Origin of the sequence: Sphingopyxis sp. CCNWLW2 (assembly GCF_037095755.1) — a bacterium.
Lineage (GTDB): Bacteria > Pseudomonadota > Alphaproteobacteria > Sphingomonadales > Sphingomonadaceae > Sphingopyxis.
In genome coordinates this window covers 1521345-1540227 of record NZ_JBAWKJ010000001.1, presented here as the reverse complement: position 1 = coordinate 1540227, position 18883 = coordinate 1521345, and the positions used below count along the sequence as shown (strand labels likewise).

Here is an 18883-nt window from a genome sequence, read left to right as displayed (position 1 = left end):
CTCACGTATGGGCGAAAATATCGACCTCGGGCCAACCCGCGAGGTCGAGCGCGGCGCGCGTCGGCAGGAAATCGAAACAGGCCTGCGCCAAGTCGGTGCGTCCCTCGCGCGCCAGCCGCACATCGAGAATCGTTTTCATTGCGTGCAGGAAGCGCACGTCGCTCGCGGCATAGTCGCGCTGCGCGTCGCTGAGCTCGGCGGCGCCCCAGTCGCTCGACTGCTGCTGCTTCGACACTTCCTGGCCCAGGAGTTCGCGCACCAGTTCCTTCAGGCCATGCCGGTCGGTGTAGGTGCGGATCAGCTTCGAGGCGATCTTGGTGCAATAGACAGGCGCGGTGACGACGCCGAGCGCCTGCTGCAGCGCCGCGATGTCGAAGCGCGCAAAATGAAACAATTTCAACCTATTAGGATCAGTCAATATCGCCTTCAGCACCGGCGCGTCATAGCTGCTGCCGGGCTTGAAGCGGACGAGATGCTCGTCGCCCGACCCGTCGCTGATCTGGACAAGGCACAATCGGTCGCGCTGCGGGTTCAACCCCATGGTCTCGGTATCGATCGCAACCGCGCCCGAGCCCAGCACGCCCTCGGGCAAATCTTCTTCGTGGAAATAGACAGTCATAGAGGCCGCCTTAGGCCAAGCGGCCGTGCCGCTCAATGACTGGTTTTCGTGCGCACAGGCCGCCCGCCGCGGGGCTGCGGCAAAGCGCGCTTTCCGCCAGGGTCGGGACTCGAATTTTCCGTTCGCAGATGGCGTTCATTTAGGCTATATATTGCGCCGTTAGAGGCACGGGGCGAGTCTGTGCCCATGGTGAACTGCGTCCCCGTCCGACGCAAGGCGCTGATCGAATGGGGTATGGACGAACCGAAAGCGACTATTAGACAATGAGTTTCAACAAGGATCGCCGCGGCCAGCGGGGGCGCGGCAAGCGCGATGATTTCGGCAATTTCGACAGCTTCGAACCTGCACCCTATGGCGGCGACAGCTATGGCGGCGGCAACCGCGGTGGCGGCTTCGGCGACCGCGGCGGCTTCGGCGGCGGTGATCGTGGCGGCTTCGGCGGCGGCGACCGCGGCGGCTTCGGCGGCGGCGATCGTGGCGGCGGCGGCTTCGGCGGCGGACGTGGCGGCGGCATGCCCGCGCAGGTCGTCGGCGAAGGCAATGGCACGGTGAAATTCTTCAACGCATCGAAGGGCTTCGGTTTCGTCGCCCGCGACGATGGCGGCGAGGACGTGTTCGTCCACATCAGCGCGGTCGAACAGGCCGGGCTTCAGGGTCTCGCTTCGGGCCAGCCGCTCGGCTTCACGCTCGTCGAACGCAACGGCAAGGTTTCGGCCATCGATCTCAAGATCGAAGGCGAGCCGATGCCGGTCGAGGAATTCGCTCCGCGCCAGCGTGACGATCGCGGCCCCGGCGGCGCCCCGGGCGGCGCCCGCGGCCGTCGGCAGCTGACCGGTGAACGCACCTCGGGCACCGTCAAATTCTTCAACACGACGAAGGGCTTCGGCTTTATCGCGCGCGACGATGGGCAGGCCGATGCCTTTGTCCACATCAGCGCGGTGCAGCGCGCCGGCATGGCGGGCCTCGACGAAGGCGACCGCGTCGCGTTCGACATCGAGGTCGACGACCGCGGCAAGTTCGCCGCGGTGAACATCCAGCCGCATCAGGACTGATCGGCGGGATAACCGGAGAAACGAAAAGGGCGGCTCTCGGGCCGCCCTTTTTTGTTTGGGCTCCGTCTCCTCCCGCAAGCGGGAAGGGAGCTCAGGATCAATAGCCCAGCGTCGCCTCGAGGAACCAGATCCGCTGCTGCGTCTCGTCGGCCCAGCCGTCGACCAGTCCGCTCGTCGCAATGTCGCCGCCGGCCTCGGCCGCGGCCTTCACCTCCTTGAGCTGGCCGAGCAGGATCTTGTTATCGCCCGCCAGCGTGCGGATCATCGCCTCGGCATCGACGCCTGCGCTGTCATCGTCGCGGATCGAGGCGCGGCGACTGACGTCGCCGATCGAGCGCAAGGTCGACGCGCCATTTTTGCGCACACGCTCGGCGATCAGGTCGGTCGTCGCGAAAATCTGCGCCGCCTGCTCGTCGAACAGCAGGTGCAGCTCGCGAAAATGCGGGCCCTGGACGTGCCAGTGATAGTTTTTCGTTTTCAGATAAAGCGCGAAACTGTCGGCGAGCAGCGCATTCAGCGCGTCGGCGACGGCGGGAGCATTGTCATTTTTCTCGGACATGGGAGCATCCTTTCTGTTGCCTCACCTATATAGCGAAGCGGCGCGCGGCTTTCCCATTGAAGCTTTGGGTGAGCTTGATCGACAAAAACGATGAAACCGAATCAATCGAACGTATCAGCCGATCAATCCGAACGCTCCGAGCGCGGTCCGCAGGCCCCAGAGGATCAGGATCGCGGCCGCCGCCCAGCGCAGGTTTCGCGCCGCGCGCAGCTCGGCGAGCGCCGGGCCAAAGGCGAGGAAGGGCAGCATCGCCAGCGTCCAGCCGACCAGCCCGCCGGCGGCCGCCCATTGCCCCGCACCGCTCGTCGCGGCGAGCGCGCCGATCAGGAAATGGCTGCGGTCGCCGAACTGGTTCGCGAGCATCCGGCCTGCAAGCAGGACCGGCGACGCATCGTCGGCGCCCGCATCGGACGCCGGCTTCATCCGCCACAGCAGCGCGGCCGCCGCCGACAGCATCGCAAGCGCGACGAGCAGCGCCGCCACCCCCTGCCCGATCATCCCGTTGGCGATCGCGCCGGCAACCGCGGCGATGACCGCGTTGATGATGAAAGCCGCAAAAGCGATGACGACCGTGACGCGCCGGTCACTGCGCGCGCTCACCAGCCGCGACAGCGCGATCCCGCTGCGCCCATCGGCATTGGCGAGCAGCACCGCCACCAGCGCAAGCATGATTGCATCCATGACGTCAGATCTGAAGTGTCAGACGGGAGCGGTCAATGACCCAGCCGCACCGCGACCGAGGCGAGCCACGCTTCCTGCGCGGCCGACGGCAGCGGCCCCTGCGGCATGGCCGCCGCGTCGCTCATCGCATCGAGATAGGTCAGGATCGCGGCACGATAACCGCCTCCCGCAACCGCCGATTCAAGCCGGCTCGCCAGCGTCTCGACCGCGGCAAAGCCGTTGTCGCGCGCGAGGCAGCGGATGTCGTCGATCCCCTGCACGATCTGCGCGAGCGCGCAGTGCGGCAGCGCTTCGGCGAGCGCCCCGATCTGCCCGGTAATCCGGTTCTGGATGTCGAGATATGGGTCGGTCTGGTTCCGCATCTTACCCCCCTGTCGTCATGGGGACGATGCGCTTTTTTGGTTAACGCGCGGTTAGCGGTGGCCGGGCAGCCCGCCCAGCCCCTGCTTGCTGCGATACATATCGCGGTCGGCGGCGGCCAAAATGTCCGATTCGGTCATCCCCGTCTGCAGCATCGCGACGCCGAAGCACGCCGACAGCGCAATTTCGTGCCCGTCATATTCGGCAGGCGCCGCGGTCAGCACGGCGCACAGCCGATCGACCTGCACGCGCGCGCCGTCCTCACTCGACTGGTCGAGGATCAGCCCGAATTCGTCGCCGCCGATGCGCGCCGCAACGTCGGTCGCGCGGATCGAACCCGCGAGCCGCTTGGCAATTTCCAGCAGCGCGAAATCGCCCGCGGCATGGCCGAAATTGTCGTTGATATATTTGAGCTGGTTGACGTCGATAAAGACGACCGCGGCGCGTTCGGCGTGCCGCTCGAACCGCGCCATGCGGTGGTGGATCGCGGTCAGGAAATAGCGGCGGTTGAACAAAGGCGTCAGCGTATCGCGCTCGGACACGCGTTCGAGCTCGGCGACGGCGATCTTCAACACGCGGTTCTCGCGGCGCAATGCGTCGCGTTCCCGGCGTATTTCCCGCAGCTGGTCCTCAATGGAGTCTACGGCGACGGTGCCGAACTGGTCGACCGCGATCCGTGCCCCCCCTACGCTATCCATTCAACGTCCCCGAACCCAACCCACGATCCCCGGCCGAATGCCGCGAGATATTGAGCGGCAACCCTAGTCCCGACTTGATACCAATCGGTAAACGCCGCGACATCAATCGCGCGGCGTTGCCCGCACGCAAAGCAGTCGCTAGGGGGGATCGGCGGCGATTCACACGCGATGACGCCGGGGCAGGAGGGATTGAAATGGGCGAAACCGCCCCGCAAGTCGGCGTCGTCATGGGCAGCCAGTCGGACTGGCCGACGATGGCGCACGCGGTCCAGATCCTCGAAGAGTTCGGCATCGCGCACGAAGTGCAGATCGTCTCGGCGCACCGCACCCCCGACCGCCTTGTAAACTATGCCAAAAGCGCGGCAGACCGCGGGCTGAAGGCGATCATCGCCGGCGCCGGCGGCGCCGCGCACCTGCCCGGCATGGTCGCATCGATGACGCGCGTTCCGGTGCTCGGCGTCCCCGTCCAGTCGGCGGCACTCAGCGGCGTCGACAGCCTCTATTCGATCGTCCAGATGCCCGGCGGCATCCCCGTCGCGACCTTTGCGATCGGCAAGGCGGGCGCGACCAACGCCGGCCTGTTCGCCGCCGCGCTGCTCGCGAATAATGATGCCAATCTGGCACAAAAACTCGACGCCTGGCGCGAGGCGCAGACGAACAGCGTCGCCCCCACCCCCGTGCGCGAGGGCTGATCCCCGGTGCTTTCCCCCGGTTCGACGATCGGCATCCTCGGCGGCGGCCAGCTCGGCCGCATGCTCGCGGTCGCGGCGGCGCAGCTCGGCTACCGCGTCCACATCTATGCCCCTGACGCGACAAGCGTCGCGGCCGAAGTCACCGCGCACCACAGCCAGGCCGCGTGGGATGACGAGCCGCGCCTCGCCGCCTTTGCCGCGACGTGCGATGTCGTCACCTATGAATTCGAAAATGTGCCCGTCGACACGGTGCGTTTCCTTTCGGGGCATGTCGCGGTACGCCCCGGCGCCGCCGGGCTCGAAATCGCGCAGGACCGGCTGACCGAAAAGAATTTCGTCGCCGGGCTCGGCGGCCGCCCCGCGCCTTTCGCGGCGGTGCCCGACCGCGCGGCGCTCGACACCGCGCTCGAACAGATCGGCGCACCCGCGATCCTCAAGACCGTCCGCATGGGCTATGACGGCAAGGGACAGGCGCGCATCATGGCCGCGGCCGACGCCGATGCGGCATGGGACGGTATCGGCCGTCACGCCGCGGTGCTCGAAGGCTTCGTCGACTTCGCGCATGAATTTTCGGTCATCCTGGTGCGCGGCATCGACGGCGAAACGCGCTTCTGGGACTCGCCTGTCAACGTCCACGAAGGCGGCATCCTCGCGACGTCGACGCTGCCGCCGCCGCAAGCCGTGCTCGACCAGCAGGACGGAGCGCGCGCGCTGATGGCAAAGATCGCCGAAGAGCTTGATTATGTCGGCGTCCTCACCGGCGAGTTTTTCGCGTGCAACGACGGCCCCGTCTTCAACGAGATGGCGCCGCGCGTCCACAACAGCGGGCATTGGACGATCGAGGGCGCGGTGGTCAGCCAGTTCGAAAATCACATCCGCGCCGTCGCCGGCCTGCCGCTCGGCAGCACCGCCACCGCGGCGCTGCCCGTCGTCATGCACAATCTGATCGGCGGCGGGATCGAGACGGTCCCCGACCTGCTCGCCGACCCCGCGTGTCACGTCCATCATTATGGCAAGGCCGAGGTCCGCGACGGCCGAAAGCTTGGCCATGCAACCTGGGTTGGAACTTCTCCCGCATGAATCATCCCGAAATCACGCTGATCCTCGCGCGCGCATCGAACGGCGTGATCGGCGCCAATGGCAAGATGCCCTGGCACCTGCCCGCCGACCTTCGCCGCTTCAAGCAGGTCACGATGGGCCGTCCGATGATCATGGGGCGCAAGACCTTCGACAGCCTGCCCGCGATCCTCGAAGGCCGCCGCCACATCGTCCTCACCCGCGATGCCGAATGGCAGGACGAAGGCGCCGAGCCCGTGGCGACGATCGAGGAGGCGCTACGCCTCGCCAACGCGCCGCATGTGATGGTGATCGGCGGCGCCGAAATCTATCGCCTGTTCCTGCCGCTCGCCGACCGCATCGAGCTCACAGAAGTCGCGCTTGAGCCCAAGGGCGATGCGGCGATCGACTATCCCGCCGCCGCCGACTGGAAAGAAGCCGCTCGCGAGGACCATCCTGCCGACGACGCCGGCCGTCCGGCGTACAGCTTCGTCACGCTGACAAGGAAATAGGCCGATGCGTCGCTGGCTGATCGGCATATTGCTCACTGTCGCGGTCGCCGCGCTCGCCTTTTTCGCGCTCGCCCCGGGCATGCTCGAACGCAGCACCAACAAGATCGACGGCAAACCGCTCCTGACGGTCAGCGAGCGCGCGAAGGCGCTGCACGGGACGCTGACGATCGTCGACCTCCACAGCGACACCCTGCTCTGGAAACGGAACATCCTCGATCGCGCCGAGCGCGGCCATATGGACCTGCCGCGGCTCGAGGACGGCAATGTCGCGCTGCAGGTGCTCGCGAGTACGACCAAGTCGCCCAAGGGCCAGAATTACGACGCGAACGGCGCGGACACCGACAATATCACCGGCCTCGTGATCGCGCAGCTCCAGCCGGTGCGAACGTGGAACTCGCTGCTCGAACGCTCGCTTTGGCACGCCGAAAAGCTCCACCGCGCTGTAGCCAACTCGGATAGGGGCCTACGGACGGTCGAGACGACGGACGATATCGATATCTTGCTTCTGATACGCGCGAACGGCGCGAAGGCATGGAAGGGAAGCTCTGGCGCTTTTCGTCCGCCCGTCGGCGCGATGCTCAGCATCGAGGGGCTGCACGGCCTCGAAGGCAAGCTCGCGAACCTCGACAAGCTCTACGCAGCCGGGTTTCGAATGGCAGGCCTCACCCATTTTTTCGACAATGATCTCGCGGGATCGATGCACGGCCTCAAGAAGGGCGGCCTCACCCCCATCGGGCGGCAGGTCGTCGAAACGATGGAGGCGAAGGGCATGATCGTCGACATCGCGCATTGCTCGAACGCCTGCGTCGCGGACATTTTGAAGATCGCGCGCCGCCCCGTCGTCTCCAGCCACGGCGGCGTGCAGGCGACGTGCAAGGTCAACCGCAACCTTTCCGACGAGCAGATCAAGGGCGTCGCTGCGACCGGCGGCCTCATCGGCATCGGCTATTGGGATGCCGCCGTCTGCGACACCTCGCCCGCGAGCATCGCGAAGGCGATGAAACATGTCCGCGACCTTGTCGGTATCCAGTATGTTGCGCTCGGCAGCGATTATGACGGCGCCACCACCGTGCGTTTCGATACGTCGAAGCTCGCCCAGGTCACGCAGGCGCTGATCGACGCGGGCTTCAGCGACGACGAAATCCGCGCCGCGATGGGCGGCAACGCGGTCCGCGTGCTCAAGGCGGGGCTCGTGCCGCTGACGCCGCCCCCCCCTGCCATTACAGCGGCGCCATGATCCGCCTCGACGGCCACAACCGCATCGAAGAGCCCTTGCGCGGCGGGGTGATCGCGCTCGGCAATTTCGACGGCTTCCACGCCGGGCATCAGGCGGTCGTCGGCCGCGCCGTCCGCCACGCGCAGGACGAAGGGCGCCCCGCGATCGTCGCGACCTTCGATCCGCATCCGGTGCGCTTCTTCAAACCCGACGTTCCGCCCTTCCGCCTCACGACGCTCGACCAGCGGGAGGAGTTGTTCGCCGCGGCGGGCGCCGACGCGATGCTCGTCCTGCCGTTCGACGCGGCGCTCGCCGCGACCACGGCCGAGGATTTCATTACCGAGCTGCTGCTCGATCGCTACGGCGCCGCGGGCGTCGTCACCGGCGCCGACTTCGTCTTCGGCAAGGGCCGCGGCGGCAACGTCGTGACGCTCGCCGACCACGCCCGCCGCCTCGGCTTCTTCACCGAAATGGTTGCCCCCGTCGACGACGCCGAGGAAGTCGTCTCGTCGAGCCGCATCCGCGAAGCGCTGCAGGCGGGCGACTGCGCCGCCGCGACGCGCCTGCTCACCCGCCCGTTCACCGTGCGCAATATCGTCCAGCACGGCGACAAGAACGGCCGCCTGCTCGGTTTCCCGACCGCGAACCTCGAAATGGGGCAGTATCTCCGCCCGCGTTACGGCATCTACGCCGTCACCGGCCGCCTTCCCGACGGCCGCATCCTCAAGGGCGCCGCGAACCTCGGCATCCGCCCCAGCTTCGACCCGCCGAAGGAGCTGCTCGAACCGCATTTCTTCGACTTCGCCGAAGATCTTTACGGGCAGGAAATCGACGTCGCCTTCCACGCCTTCATCCGGCCCGAGGCGAAGTTCGACGATATGGACGCGCTGATGGTGCAGATCGCGGCAGATTGCGACGAGGCCAGGCGGCTGCTGGCGCACATTTAATTCCCCTCTCCCCTTGCGGGAGAGGAAATTGGGGGGATCAATGACCGACAGCGAAGACTGGGCCGCCGGGCTCGAAGGCCCGCCAAAAAAGCCGATGAAGCGGCGCACCAAGATTTTCCTCTGGGCCTTCGCCGCGCTCGTCGCATGGTTCACCCTCAGCAACGCCAGCTTCCTCGCCCCCGACGCGCAAGGCAAGCGCGTGCTGATCGCGCATCGCGGCGTGTCGCAGCTGTTCGATCACACGGGCGTCACCGACGAGACGTGCACCGCGACGCGCATCGATGCGCCCGAGCATGACTATATCGAAAACAGCCTGCCCTCGATGAAGGCCGCGATCGGCCGCGACGCGAACATGGTCAAGTTCGACGTCGCGGGTACGAAGGACGGACAGGTCGCGGTCTTCCACGACTGGACTCTCGATTGCCGCACCGACGGCAAAGGCGAAATCCGCGACCACACGATGGCCGAACTGAAGGCGCTCGATATCGGCTATGGCTACACCGCCGACGGCGGCCAGACCTTCCCGCTACGCGGCAAGGGCGTCGGCCTGATGCCCAGCCTCGACGAAGTGCTCGGCGCGCTCGGCCACGCCTCGCTGCTCATCAACTTCAAGTCGCGCGATCCGAAGGAGGCCGAACTCGTCCTCGCCGCCTTCGCGCGTGCGGGTATCGACGCCAACGATCCGCGTTTCGGTTTCTTCGGCAACGCGCGCCTGATGGACGTGATCCGCGCCAAGGCGCCCAAGGCATGGACGATGGACCCCGATGCCGCCAAGCGCTGCACGACCGATTATATCAAATTTGGCTGGTCGGGCTGGTATCCACCAAGCTGCATCGGGAGCACGATCATGGTGCCGCTCGATTATCAATGGGCCTATTGGGGCTGGCCCGACCGGCTACAGGACCGCGCCGCAAAGCATGGCACGCGCGTCCTCCTCACCGGTCCGCGCGGCGACGAAACGGGCGGCATGGGGCTGTCGAAGGTCGGTCAGCTCACCAAGGTGCCCGCCAGCTTCACCGGCTATGTGTGGATCGACGACATCTACAATCTCGGCCCGGCGCTGCGCCCGCGGCAAAGGTAAATCCCTCTCCCCTTGCGGGGGTGCGAGGATGGATTGCCCCCGGCAATCCAAGTTCGTGCCGGGGGCACGAACGATCTCGCGCCGGTTGCAGAGCCTTGGCAGCTTGCTGCCTAGGCGAAGCTGGGAGAGGGGGTTGCAGTCTATCGATAGCACACAGCCCCTCTCCCGCTGCGACTAGTGAACAAGTTCACAAGTCTCGCTGCCCTCTCCCGCAAGGGGAGAGGGAAACCGCTGTTTGCTCCTGCCCGAATCTGCGCTAAGCGGCCGCGCATGACCGAGAGCACGCCCGCCGCCGAACAGCGCGATTATCGCGACACCGTCTTCCTGCCCAAGACCGACTTTCCGATGAAGGCCGGCCTGCCGCAGAAGGAACCGCTGATTCTCGCCAAATGGATCGAGGGCAATCTGGAAGGGCAGATTCGCGAAAGCCGCAAGGGCCGCGACCAGTTCATCCTCCACGACGGCCCGCCCTACGCCAATGGCGACATGCACATCGGCCATGCGCTCAACCATATCCTGAAGGACATGGTCGTCCGCACCCAGACGCTGAAGGGCAAGGATGCGCCTTACGTGCCCGGCTGGGACTGTCACGGCCTGCCGATCGAGTGGAAGGTCGAGGAGCAGTATCGCAAGAAAAAGCTCAACAAGGACGAGGTTCCGGTCGAGGAATTCCGCGCCGAATGCCGCGCCTATGCGCAGCATTGGGTCGACACCCAGCGCGAACAGCTGAAGCGCCTCGGCATCGGCGGCGACTGGGATCATCCGTACCTCACGATGGATTATGAGGCCGAAGCCACCATCGTCCGCGAACTGCTCAAATTCGCCGCCAACGACATGCTCTATCGCGGCGCCAAGCCGGTGATGTGGTCGCCGGTCGAAAAGACCGCGCTCGCCGAAGCCGAGATCGAATATGAGGATATCGTCTCGACGCAGATCGATGTCGCGTTCGAGATTGTCGAAAGCCCGATCGAAGAGTTGGTCGAGGCTTATGCGGTCATCTGGACGACCACCCCCTGGACGATCCCGGTCAACCAGGCTTTGGCCTATGGGCCGGAGGTCGATTATGTTTCGGTGAAGCTGTTCGACGACGCGATGCATGGCCTTGGCGAATATCTGGTGGCCGAACCGCTCCTCGAGCAATTCTATGCGCGCACCGGCCGCGACGGCACGATAATCTGGCGCGGCAAAGGCTCCGACCTCGCCGGCACCATCGCCCGCCACCCGATGCACGCGCTCGGCGGCTTCTTCGCACGCCCGCGTCCCTTCCTCGCGGGCGATTTCGTCACGACCGACAGCGGCACCGGCCTCGTCCATATGTCGCCCGACCATGGCGAGGATGATTTCGACCTCTGCAAGGCGAACGGGCTCGATCCCGTGTTCGCGGTCGAGGGCGACGGCAAATATCGCGAGGATTGGGGCTGGCTCCCCGGTCAGGGAAGCGTGATCAACCCCAAGTTCAACGCCCCCGACGGACCGATCTGCTCGGACCTCAAGGAAGCCGGCGCGCTGCTCGCGGCCTCGGCCGATTACAAGCACAGCTATCCACACAGCTGGCGCTCGAAAGCCAAGGTCATCTATCGCTGCACCCCGCAATGGTTCGTGCCGATGGACAAGGTGATGACGCACATCTCGCCCAAGACGCCGAGCGACCGGCGCTGGGAGAATGAGGGCGGCGCGCTCGATCCGCACAAGGAAGAGCTGTGCGACGCCCCCACGCTGCGCCAGGCGGCGATGCAGGCGATCGACGACACGCGCTTCGTCCCCGCCAAGGGCCGCAACCGCATCGGATCGATGGTCGAGGGCCGCCCCGACTGGGTGCTCAGCCGCCAGCGCGCGTGGGGCGTGCCGATCACGCTCTTCGTCGACCGCAAGACCGGCCACTATCTGAACGACCCCATCGTCAATGATCGCATCGTCGCGGCGGTGAAGGCGGGCGGCGTCGACGCATGGAACGACGCGCGCGCGCAGGAATATCTCGGCGATCAATATGACGCGGCCGACTATGAGCGCATCGTCGACATTCTCGACGTCTGGTTCGATTCGGGCTGCACCCACGCCTTCGTGCTCGAAAGCGGCAAATGGCCCGCGCTCGTCCGCCACGATGGTTCGACGCACAGCGCCGACCTCTATCTCGAAGGCAGCGACCAGCATCGCGGCTGGTTCCAGTCGTCGCTGCTCGAAAGCTGCGGCACGCGCGGCAAGGCGCCGTATAAGGCAGTGCTGACCCACGGCTTCACGATGGACGCCAAGGGCTTCAAACAGTCGAAGTCGCTCGGCAACACGACCGATCCCGTCAAGGTGATGGAAACCAACGGTGCCGACATCATCCGCCTGTGGGCGCTGAGCGTCGACTTCACCGAGGATCACCGCATCGGCGACGAAATCCTGAAGGGCGTCGCCGACCAGTATCGCAAGCTGCGCAACACCTTCCGCTACCTGCTCGGCGCGCTCGACGGTTTTACCGAAGAGGAACGCATCAGCGACGTTTCGGCGATGCCCGAGCTTGAGCGCTATATGCTCAGCCTGCTCGCCGATCTCGACGCGAAGATGCATCAGGCGGTCGATGACTTCGACTTCAACGGCTACACGCGCCTGCTCGCCGATTTCTGCAACGAGGATCTGTCGGCCTTCTATTTCGACATCCGCAAGGACGTCCTCTACTGCGACCTCGGCCCCGCCGCGCCGCTCGGCACCGACACGCGCCGCGCGTACCGCAGCGTGCTCGACACCCTGTTCCACGCGCTCGTCCGCTACGCCGCGCCGGTGCTGGTGTTTACCGCCGAGGAAGTCTGGGGTACGCGCAATCCCGATGCGGGCAGCGTGCATCTGCTCGAATGGCCGGGCGTCGACGCCGCATGGAACGACCCGGCGCTCGCCAGCAAATGGGCGGGCGTCCGCACCCAGCGCGAAGCGGTGACCGAGGCGATCGAACCCTGTCGCCGCGAAAAGACGATCCGTTCGAGCCTCGAGGCCGAGGTCACGATCCCCGATCCGACGCTCGATCCCGCGGCACTCGAGGAAATCTTCATCGTGTCGGTCGCGCGCGCCGGCGACGAACTGGCCGTCACCCGCACCGAAAATCACAAATGCGGCCGCTGCTGGCGCCACCTGCCCGAGGTCGAGGCCGACGGCAGCTTGTGCAATCGGTGCGACACGGTATTGACCGCGGCATGAGCAGCACACGTTCGCCCTATTTGCGCTTCGGCCTGATTTTCGCCGCGGTTGCCTTCATCCTCGACCAGATCACCAAATGGGTCGTCACCGTCCCGCTGTCGCTGGAGCCCAAGGGGCAGATCGAACTCGTCAGCTTCTTCAACCTGACCTGGGCGGAGAATTGCGGGATTTCGCTGTCGATGTTCGCGAGTTGCACCGACACGACGCGATGGACGCTCGTCGCGGTGACCGGGATCGTCGCCGCGGCAGTCGCCTTCTGGATGACGCGCGAACAGGCGAAGGGCGACGTGATCGCGCTCGCGATGATCCTCGGCGGCGCGCTCGGCAATATCGTCGACCGCGTGCGCTTTGGCTATGTCGTCGACTTCGCCGACCTGCATTTCGGCGATTTCCGCCCCTTTATGATCTTCAACGTCGCCGATGCGTGCATCACGATCGGTGTGCTTTTGCTGGTTGCGCGCGCGCTGCTCTTGGGCGAAAAGGCCCCTGACACGGGCGCCAAACCGTCCGCCGAATAAACGGGGCGCATAGGAGTTATTATAGTGAACCGGACCACTGCCATCCTGGCCGCCTCGATTCTTGCCACGACGCTTTCGGCCTGCGGGTCGAACAGCCTGTTCAGCCGCGACCGTCCCGACGAAATGATGGTGTCGCGTCAGGCGCCGCTCGTCGTGCCGCCCGATTTCGCGCTGACCCCGCCGGCACCCGGCACCGCGCGCCCCGGCGGCGAATCGACCGCCGAACAGACGCTGCGCGCGCTCTTCGGCGGCCCCTCGGCACGCAGCCCCGGCGAAACGCAGATCATCGGCAGCGCCGACGGCGCGCGCGCCGACCCCGGCATCCGCAGCCAGGTCGGCAGCCCCGACACGCAGGTCGTCGACAAGGGCCTCGTCGTCCGCGACATCCTCGCCGCGCCCGAAGGCGACGGCCGCGACGCATCGGCGGCGATCCCGACCGCCTGAGTCCGCTTCGAAACCTCAGTAGATCGACGGCCCGGCATCGCCCGGGCCGTTTTACTTTGCACCACGCGGCAGCCATTCGTCGCCCCACGCCTTGATCGCGTCATAGGTCGGGCGCAGCGCCTGCCCCGAGGGGGTCAGCCGGTATGTCGCGCGCTTGCCTTCGGGGGGCACGCGCTCGAGCACCCCCGCCTCCACCATCCAGCCAAGCCGCGAGGTCAGCGCGGCGCGCGAAATGTCGAGCCGGCCGAGGAAATCGTCGAACCGGTCGATCCCCAGAAAAGCCTCGCGCAGGATCAGCAGCACCCAGCGGTCGCCGAGCAGTCGCGATGCGCGGCCGACGGCACAGGGCGAACGCGATGGCACATAATCCTTCATAAGTCTGGATTTAAGACTTGACGCCATCGCGATGCAAGCGGCAATAAGTCTGCATAACAGACTTAAAGGGATGAATCATGCGCGGACATCGCTTTGCCAGCAACGACGAAGCCGTCGCCTATATGAAAAGCGTCGCGGTCGATGCGTCGGGCTTCACCGCCTTCCTTGGCGTCGAACCTTTGCGCTGTTTCGATGGCGAGGCCGAACTGCTGCTCGCGCTGCGCCCCGACATGACCCAGCATCACGGCTACGCCCACGGCGCAATCGTCGGACTGATGGCCGACAACGCCTGTGCATGGGCGGCGTCGAGCGTGATCGGCGACGTCGTCACCGGCAGCTACACGATCAACTTCCTTGCCCCCGCGAAGGGCAGTCGGCTGCGCGCAAGGGGCAGCGTCGTCAAGGCGGGAAAGCGTCAGGCGATCGTACGCGCCGATGTCTGGGCCGAAAGCGACGGCGAAGAACCGCGCCGCTGCGCCATCGCGCAGGCGACGATCGTCCCCGTGGGCTAGCGTCCTGACGCTGGCTCAGCTGAACAGGTTCGACAGCAGCAGCACCGCGACGATGCTTTCGACCATCGCGCGCGACGCCTGGCCGAACGCACGCAGCCGGCTGCATTTCAGATGCTGGACGAACCACGCGGTCTGCAAGGTGCCGAACCACAGCAACGCGGCGAACGCGAGCACCGTGCCGGTGATCAACGACCATGGATGCGCCAGCCGGATCAATATCGTGGCGGCGCCGAACAGGATCGCGAGCAGCGCGACGACATAGCATTGGCTGTAAAAGGGAGCGCGCAGCGTTTCGCGCGTGAGTTCGACCTTGCGCGCACGCAGCAGCCGCGTCGCCATCAACACCGCGAACAGGCTGTACGACACGATGCGCAGAATGATCAGGTCGGTGTTGGTGCTGACCAGCGCCGACAGGCCGATCTTGCTCGTCACCACCGCTTCGGTGCCGACCAGCGCCAGTTCGGCGGCGTGGACGATGATCAGCGACAGCAGCAGGAACAACGGCGGTGACAGCGTGTCGGTATATTGCTGGTCCTCGGTGTCGCCCTGCTCGAGGTCCGAATAATCCATCATCCTCAGCGGATGGACGAGCGTGCGCCACAGCGTGATCGGATAAAAGACCAGCCACGACATGACCTCGTAGAGCAGCTCATCGAGCGATTGCAGGAGGTTGAAGAAATTCATGCCGCCCCGTGCCCCCGGCTTGCTTATCGGGTTACGCCCGCGCGCCCGCTTCCTCGACGCCCGCGCTGTTGTGGCGCAGCGCCTTCAGCACGGTATCGACGATCTGCGGCGCGTTGAGCCCCGCTTCGTCATATTGCAGCTCGGGCTTGTCCTGGTCCTGGAAGACATCGGGCAGCCGCATCGTGCGCAGCTTCAGCCCCGCGTCGATCAGCCCCTCGTCGCTCGCCAGCGTCAGCACATGCGCGCCGAGCCCGCCGACGCTGCCTTCCTCGACGGTCACGCACACCTCGTGGCTGCTCAGCGTCTTGCGGATCAGTTCCTCGTCGAGCGGCTTGGCGAAGCGCAGGTCGATCACACTCGTCGACAGCCCGCGTGCTTCCAGCGTGTCGGCCGCCTTCAAAGCCTCGGCGAGGCGCGTACCGAGCGACAGGATCGCGACGGTCTTACCTGACCGCACGACGCGGCCTTTGCCGATTTCGAGCTTCTCGGGAACCGCGGGCAGCGCCACGCCGGTGCCGTTGCCGCGCGGATAACGGAAGGCGATGGGCCCCGCGTCATATTCGGCGGCGGTATAGGTCATATGGACCAGCTCGGCCTCGTCGGCCGCCGCCATCACCACCATGTTCGGCAAGGTCGCGAGGTAGGTGACGTCGAACGAGCCCGCATGCGTCGACCCGTCGGCGCCGACCAAACCAGCGCGGTCGATCGCGAAGCGCACCGGCAGATTCTGGATCGCCACGTCATGGACGACCTGATCATAGGCGCGCTGGAGGAAGGTCGAATAGATCGCCGCGAACGGCCGCATCCCCTGCGCCGCCAGCCCCGCCGCAAAGGTCACCGCATGCTGCTCGGCAATGCCGACGTCGAACGTCCGGTCGGGATGCGCCTTGGCGAATTTGTCGACCCCCGTCCCCGACGGCATCGCGGCGGTGATCGCAACGATGCGCTTGTCGGTGTCAGCGAGCTTCGCGAGCGTCTCGCCGAAGACATTCTGGTACGCGGGCGGCCCGGGAGGCGCCTTCGCCTGCTCGCCGGTGATCACGTCGAATTTCTGGACGCCATGATATTTGTCGGCGGCGGCCTCGGCCGGGGCATAGCCATGCCCCTTTTTGGTCACGGCGTGGATCAGCACCGGGCCATGGTCGCTGTCGCGGACATTTTCGAGCACCGGGATCAGATGCTCGAGATTATGCCCGTCGATCGGCCCGACATAATAGAAGCCGAGTTCCTCGAACAGCGTCCCGCCCATCGCCATGCCGCGCGCGAACTCATCGGTCTTTTTCGCCGCCTTGTGCAGCGGCTCGGGCAGCTTGCGCGCAAAGCGCCGCGCGATCTCGCGCAGTTCGATGAACGGCCGCGACGACACCAGCTTCGCGAGATAGGCCGACAGCCCGCCGACCGGCGGCGCGATCGACATGTCATTGTCGTTGAGGATCACGATCAGCCGGTTGCCCGCCGCCGCGGCATTGTTCATCGCCTCATAAGCCATGCCCGCCGACATCGACCCGTCGCCGATCACCGCGATCGCGCGGCCGGGTTCGTCTTTCAGCTTGTTCGCGATCGCGAAGCCCAATGCGGCGCTGATCGAGGTCGAGCTGTGCGCCGCCCCGAACGGGTCATATTCGCTCTCGCTGCGCTTGGTGAACCCCGACAGCCCGCCGCCGGTGCGCAAGGTGCGGATGCGGTCGCGGCGCCCCGTGATGATCTTGTGCGGATAGCATTGATGCCCGACGTCCCACACGATCTTGTCGCGCGGCGTGTCGAACACATAATGGAGCGCGGTCGTCAGCTCGACGACGCCCAGCCCGCTACCGAGATGCCCGCCGGTCGTCCCGACGGCCGAGATCATCTCGGCGCGCAGTTCGTCGGCGAACTGGCGGAGGTCTTCGGGCTTCAGCTTGCGGAGGTCGGCGGGGACATCCACCGTGTCAAGCAGCGGCGTATGCGGACGGTCAGTCATCGCGCGGTCATACTGCCAAGCGCGAGGGGTGTCGAACGAAAAGGGACCGGGGCGGCAGCCGATCCTTCGCCCTGCGAGGGCGCCGAATCAATCTTCGCCCTCCCCTTCCTCGCGCGCCTTCGCGGCATCGACCTGTGCATAAAGCCCGCGCACCATCAGGTCGGTGAACACCAGCATCACCCCGACCATGCCGAGGAAGAGCGCGACGACAACCGCGGGCAGCGGCCCCACGCTTTCGACGCCTTCCTTCTTCATCACCGCCGCGAGCACCGCCGCCGCCGCCATGAAGGCATAGCCGATGAAGCGCGGCACGCGGCTCATGCCGCGCGCTCCTGCCGGGCGCCCGCCGCGGAACCAATGGCACTGCGGGGGAATATGAAAGCGGAGAAAGCGCGCTGATGCATGAAAGGCACATGCGGCCAAATGCATCCTTCGGCAAGACGAAGCCGTTGCAATGGCGGAATGTTTACTTACACCCCCGTAAAGAGGGGCAACACCATAGGATGTTTGAGCGGATGACCATGCCCGATTTGATCCCGTTATTCCGCATCACCCGCCCTGCGTACCTCCTCCCGCTTCTCGTCGCTTTCGCCGCGCCCGCCGCGGCCGAAGACGCGCCGCTGCCTTACGATATCACCGCCCCCGACACCGGCCTTGCGACGGGGATCGACGACGAAGCCGCGCGTTACCTCCAGAACACCGATATCGACGAGAATATCCTGCTCCCCGGGGCGCGGCCCGACGATGACGACGATGATGATTCGGAGCGCAAATGGTCGCGCAACTATATCGCGGTCGCGGCGGGCGTGCTCAACACCCCCGACTATAATGGCTCGAACGACCGCCGCTTTCTGCCGGCCTTCTATCTCCGTGGGCGGTACGAGGGCTTTTCCTTTTCGACGCGCGGCACCAATTTCCAGGTCGACCTGATCCGTCATCGCCGCGGCCAGAAGATCGACTGGAAATTCGGCCCGATCATCAGCCTGCGCGGCGACCGCACCGGCAGCGTCAAGGATCCGCGCGTCGATGCGCTGCCCGACCGCAAGATGGCGGTCGAAATGGGCCTCTTCACCGGGGTCACCAAGACCGGCGTGATCACCAGCGCCTATGATCAGCTCGGCTTTCGCCTCGTCGCGACTAAGGACATATCGGGCAAGCACGGCAGCTGGGCCGCGTCGCCGACGATCGATTACGGCACGCCGCTGTCGAAGCGCGCCTATATCGGCGTGTCGGCGTCGGTAAACTTCTACGGCAAGGGCTTCGGCCGCTATTATTATGACATCGACCCGATCGGCAGCGCCGCGAGCGGGCTTCCCGTCTATACCGGCGCCGGGCGCAAGGCGACCGCGGGCAAATATACGCTCGGCATGGCGGGCGCCTATGCGCTTTCGGGCGATCTTCGCAAGGGTTTCGTGCTGCTCGGCGGCGCGCAATATGGCCGCCTCGGCGACCGATTCGCCGATTCGCCGATCGTCAAGGACGCCGGCAGCGCCGACCAGTGGCTCTTCGGCGGGGGCCTGGCTTACCAGTTCTGAGGCCGACGGCAGGGTGACTGCCCAATCGCGATGACTTGACCAAAATCGTATACGATGTACTAAGACGCTCCTCGACAATATCGTCGCGGAGACGCCTTTCTTGACCCCGGATTCTCAAGACATCTTCCGGATCGCCGATGCGATACCGAACGCCGCGTCGGCGGCGCGCAGCGACGAAATGACCCGGGCCTTCCGGCCGAAGACTCTC

21 protein-coding genes are annotated in these 18883 nt (G+C 65.7%); 12 read left to right on the top strand and 9 right to left on the bottom strand.

The genetic code is table 11. From position 1 onward, the window contains the following. Position 1: 1 nt before the first annotated feature. On the bottom strand, positions 2-619 hold the full coding sequence (locus V8J55_RS07250; protein ID WP_336444983.1) for a ribonuclease D: 618 nt from the start codon (positions 617-619) through the stop codon (positions 2-4). Between the two features lie 263 nt (positions 620-882). On the opposite strand from V8J55_RS07250, the gene V8J55_RS07245 reads away from it, so the two are divergent. Next, a complete protein-coding gene (locus V8J55_RS07245; RefSeq protein ID WP_336444982.1) occupies positions 883-1671 on the top strand; it encodes a cold-shock protein in 789 nt (262 codons plus the stop codon). A gap of 97 nt (positions 1672-1768) precedes the next feature. Here V8J55_RS07245 and V8J55_RS07240 read toward each other — a convergent pair whose 3' ends face one another. The 4 genes from V8J55_RS07240 to V8J55_RS07225 form a co-directional block, all read right to left on the bottom strand. Continuing rightward, positions 1769-2230 (bottom strand): Dps family protein, encoded by a 462-nt coding sequence (locus V8J55_RS07240; protein ID WP_336444981.1) that lies wholly within the window; start codon positions 2228-2230, stop codon positions 1769-1771. A gap of 114 nt (positions 2231-2344) precedes the next feature. Next, complete coding sequence (locus V8J55_RS07235) at positions 2345-2899, bottom strand: hypothetical protein (RefSeq protein WP_336444980.1); 555 nt, start codon at positions 2897-2899, stop codon at positions 2345-2347. Positions 2900-2943: 44 nt separating this feature from the next. Further along, complete coding sequence (locus V8J55_RS07230; protein WP_336444979.1) at positions 2944-3273, bottom strand: hypothetical protein; 330 nt, start codon at positions 3271-3273, stop codon at positions 2944-2946. 51 nt (positions 3274-3324) lie between these two features. After that, positions 3325-3969, bottom strand: a complete 645-nt coding sequence (locus tag V8J55_RS07225; RefSeq protein ID WP_336444978.1) for a GGDEF domain-containing protein — start codon at positions 3967-3969, stop codon at positions 3325-3327. A gap of 194 nt (positions 3970-4163) precedes the next feature. On the opposite strand from V8J55_RS07225, the gene purE reads away from it, so the two are divergent. From purE to V8J55_RS07180, 9 genes are all read left to right on the top strand, one after another. Then, positions 4164-4661, top strand: a complete 498-nt coding sequence (gene purE / locus V8J55_RS07220) for a 5-(carboxyamino)imidazole ribonucleotide mutase (RefSeq protein ID WP_336444977.1) — start codon at positions 4164-4166, stop codon at positions 4659-4661. A gap of 6 nt (positions 4662-4667) precedes the next feature. Beyond that, positions 4668-5741 (top strand): 5-(carboxyamino)imidazole ribonucleotide synthase, encoded by a 1074-nt coding sequence (locus tag V8J55_RS07215; protein ID WP_336444976.1) that lies wholly within the window; start codon positions 4668-4670, stop codon positions 5739-5741. Next, entirely contained in the window at positions 5738-6229 is a 492-nt protein-coding gene (locus V8J55_RS07210) for a dihydrofolate reductase (protein WP_336444975.1), read from the top strand. The genes V8J55_RS07215 and V8J55_RS07210 overlap by 4 nt, the downstream gene beginning before the upstream one ends. Positions 6230-6233: 4 nt before the next feature. Next, the gene (locus V8J55_RS07205; RefSeq protein ID WP_336444974.1) at positions 6234-7466 is read left to right on the top strand and encodes a dipeptidase; all 1233 of its coding nucleotides are present in this window, start codon (positions 6234-6236) and stop codon (positions 7464-7466) included. After that, positions 7463-8392 (top strand): bifunctional riboflavin kinase/FAD synthetase, encoded by a 930-nt coding sequence (locus V8J55_RS07200; RefSeq protein ID WP_336444973.1) that lies wholly within the window; start codon positions 7463-7465, stop codon positions 8390-8392. Before V8J55_RS07205 ends, V8J55_RS07200 begins: the two co-directional genes overlap by 4 nt. 40 nt (positions 8393-8432) lie before the next feature. After that, on the top strand, positions 8433-9473 hold the full coding sequence (locus V8J55_RS07195) for a glycerophosphodiester phosphodiesterase family protein (RefSeq protein WP_336444972.1): 1041 nt from the start codon (positions 8433-8435) through the stop codon (positions 9471-9473). 270 nt (positions 9474-9743) lie between these two features. Next, the gene (gene ileS / locus V8J55_RS07190) at positions 9744-12647 is read left to right on the top strand and encodes an isoleucine--tRNA ligase (RefSeq protein ID WP_336444971.1); all 2904 of its coding nucleotides are present in this window, start codon (positions 9744-9746) and stop codon (positions 12645-12647) included. After that, a complete protein-coding gene (gene lspA, locus V8J55_RS07185) occupies positions 12644-13165 on the top strand; it encodes a signal peptidase II (RefSeq protein WP_336444970.1) in 522 nt (173 codons plus the stop codon). The genes ileS and lspA overlap by 4 nt, the downstream gene beginning before the upstream one ends. A 24-nt stretch (positions 13166-13189) precedes the next feature. After that, on the top strand, positions 13190-13609 hold the full coding sequence (locus V8J55_RS07180) for a DUF3035 domain-containing protein (RefSeq protein WP_336444969.1): 420 nt from the start codon (positions 13190-13192) through the stop codon (positions 13607-13609). Between the two features lie 51 nt (positions 13610-13660). Here the strand turns inward: V8J55_RS07180 and V8J55_RS07175 are convergent, their stop codons facing one another. Further along, a complete protein-coding gene (locus V8J55_RS07175; RefSeq protein WP_336444968.1) occupies positions 13661-13972 on the bottom strand; it encodes a winged helix-turn-helix transcriptional regulator in 312 nt (103 codons plus the stop codon). A gap of 89 nt (positions 13973-14061) precedes the next feature. Here V8J55_RS07175 and V8J55_RS07170 point away from each other — a divergent pair, with 89 nt between their 5' ends. Continuing rightward, positions 14062-14496 (top strand): PaaI family thioesterase, encoded by a 435-nt coding sequence (locus V8J55_RS07170; protein WP_037513438.1) that lies wholly within the window; start codon positions 14062-14064, stop codon positions 14494-14496. 15 nt (positions 14497-14511) lie between these two features. On the opposite strand, the gene V8J55_RS07165 is transcribed toward V8J55_RS07170, so the two are convergent. From V8J55_RS07165 to V8J55_RS07155, 3 genes are all read right to left on the bottom strand, one after another. After that, entirely contained in the window at positions 14512-15180 is a 669-nt protein-coding gene (locus V8J55_RS07165) for a hypothetical protein (protein ID WP_336444967.1), read from the bottom strand. A 31-nt stretch (positions 15181-15211) separates the two neighbouring features. Continuing rightward, on the bottom strand, positions 15212-17140 hold the full coding sequence (dxs, locus tag V8J55_RS07160) for a 1-deoxy-D-xylulose-5-phosphate synthase (RefSeq protein WP_336444966.1): 1929 nt from the start codon (positions 17138-17140) through the stop codon (positions 15212-15214). An 87-nt stretch (positions 17141-17227) separates the two neighbouring features. Then, the gene (locus V8J55_RS07155) at positions 17228-17461 is read right to left on the bottom strand and encodes a hypothetical protein (protein ID WP_336444965.1); all 234 of its coding nucleotides are present in this window, start codon (positions 17459-17461) and stop codon (positions 17228-17230) included. 200 nt (positions 17462-17661) lie between these two features. Between V8J55_RS07155 and V8J55_RS07150 the strand changes: the two genes are divergently transcribed. Beyond that, entirely contained in the window at positions 17662-18675 is a 1014-nt protein-coding gene (locus V8J55_RS07150) for a MipA/OmpV family protein (protein WP_336444964.1), read from the top strand. Positions 18676-18883 lie beyond the last annotated feature (208 nt).

Bases quoted from the DNA above. Each gene is read 5' to 3' on its own strand.
- V8J55_RS07250 (WP_336444983.1), bottom strand. From the start codon at position 619: ATGACTGTCTATTTCCACGAAGAAGATTTGCCCGAGGGCGTGCTGGGC.
- V8J55_RS07245 (WP_336444982.1), top strand. From the start codon at position 883: ATGAGTTTCAACAAGGATCGCCGCGGCCAGCGGGGGCGCGGCAAGCGC.
- V8J55_RS07240 (WP_336444981.1), bottom strand. From the start codon at position 2,230: ATGTCCGAGAAAAATGACAATGCTCCCGCCGTCGCCGACGCGCTGAAT.
- V8J55_RS07235 (WP_336444980.1), bottom strand. From the start codon at position 2,899: ATGCTTGCGCTGGTGGCGGTGCTGCTCGCCAATGCCGATGGGCGCAGC.
- V8J55_RS07230 (WP_336444979.1), bottom strand. From the start codon at position 3,273: ATGCGGAACCAGACCGACCCATATCTCGACATCCAGAACCGGATTACC.
- V8J55_RS07225 (WP_336444978.1), bottom strand. From the start codon at position 3,969: ATGGATAGCGTAGGGGGGGCACGGATCGCGGTCGACCAGTTCGGCACC.
- purE (WP_336444977.1), top strand. From the start codon at position 4,164: ATGGGCGAAACCGCCCCGCAAGTCGGCGTCGTCATGGGCAGCCAGTCG.
- V8J55_RS07210 (WP_336444975.1), top strand. From the start codon at position 5,738: ATGAATCATCCCGAAATCACGCTGATCCTCGCGCGCGCATCGAACGGC.
- V8J55_RS07205 (WP_336444974.1), top strand. From the start codon at position 6,234: ATGCGTCGCTGGCTGATCGGCATATTGCTCACTGTCGCGGTCGCCGCG.
- V8J55_RS07200 (WP_336444973.1), top strand. From the start codon at position 7,463: ATGATCCGCCTCGACGGCCACAACCGCATCGAAGAGCCCTTGCGCGGC.
- V8J55_RS07195 (WP_336444972.1), top strand. From the start codon at position 8,433: ATGACCGACAGCGAAGACTGGGCCGCCGGGCTCGAAGGCCCGCCAAAA.
- ileS (WP_336444971.1), top strand. From the start codon at position 9,744: ATGACCGAGAGCACGCCCGCCGCCGAACAGCGCGATTATCGCGACACC.
- lspA (WP_336444970.1), top strand. From the start codon at position 12,644: ATGAGCAGCACACGTTCGCCCTATTTGCGCTTCGGCCTGATTTTCGCC.
- V8J55_RS07170 (WP_037513438.1), top strand. From the start codon at position 14,062: ATGCGCGGACATCGCTTTGCCAGCAACGACGAAGCCGTCGCCTATATG.
- V8J55_RS07165 (WP_336444967.1), bottom strand. From the start codon at position 15,180: ATGAATTTCTTCAACCTCCTGCAATCGCTCGATGAGCTGCTCTACGAG.
- dxs (WP_336444966.1), bottom strand. From the start codon at position 17,140: ATGACTGACCGTCCGCATACGCCGCTGCTTGACACGGTGGATGTCCCC.
- V8J55_RS07155 (WP_336444965.1), bottom strand. From the start codon at position 17,461: ATGAGCCGCGTGCCGCGCTTCATCGGCTATGCCTTCATGGCGGCGGCG.
- V8J55_RS07150 (WP_336444964.1), top strand. From the start codon at position 17,662: ATGCCCGATTTGATCCCGTTATTCCGCATCACCCGCCCTGCGTACCTC.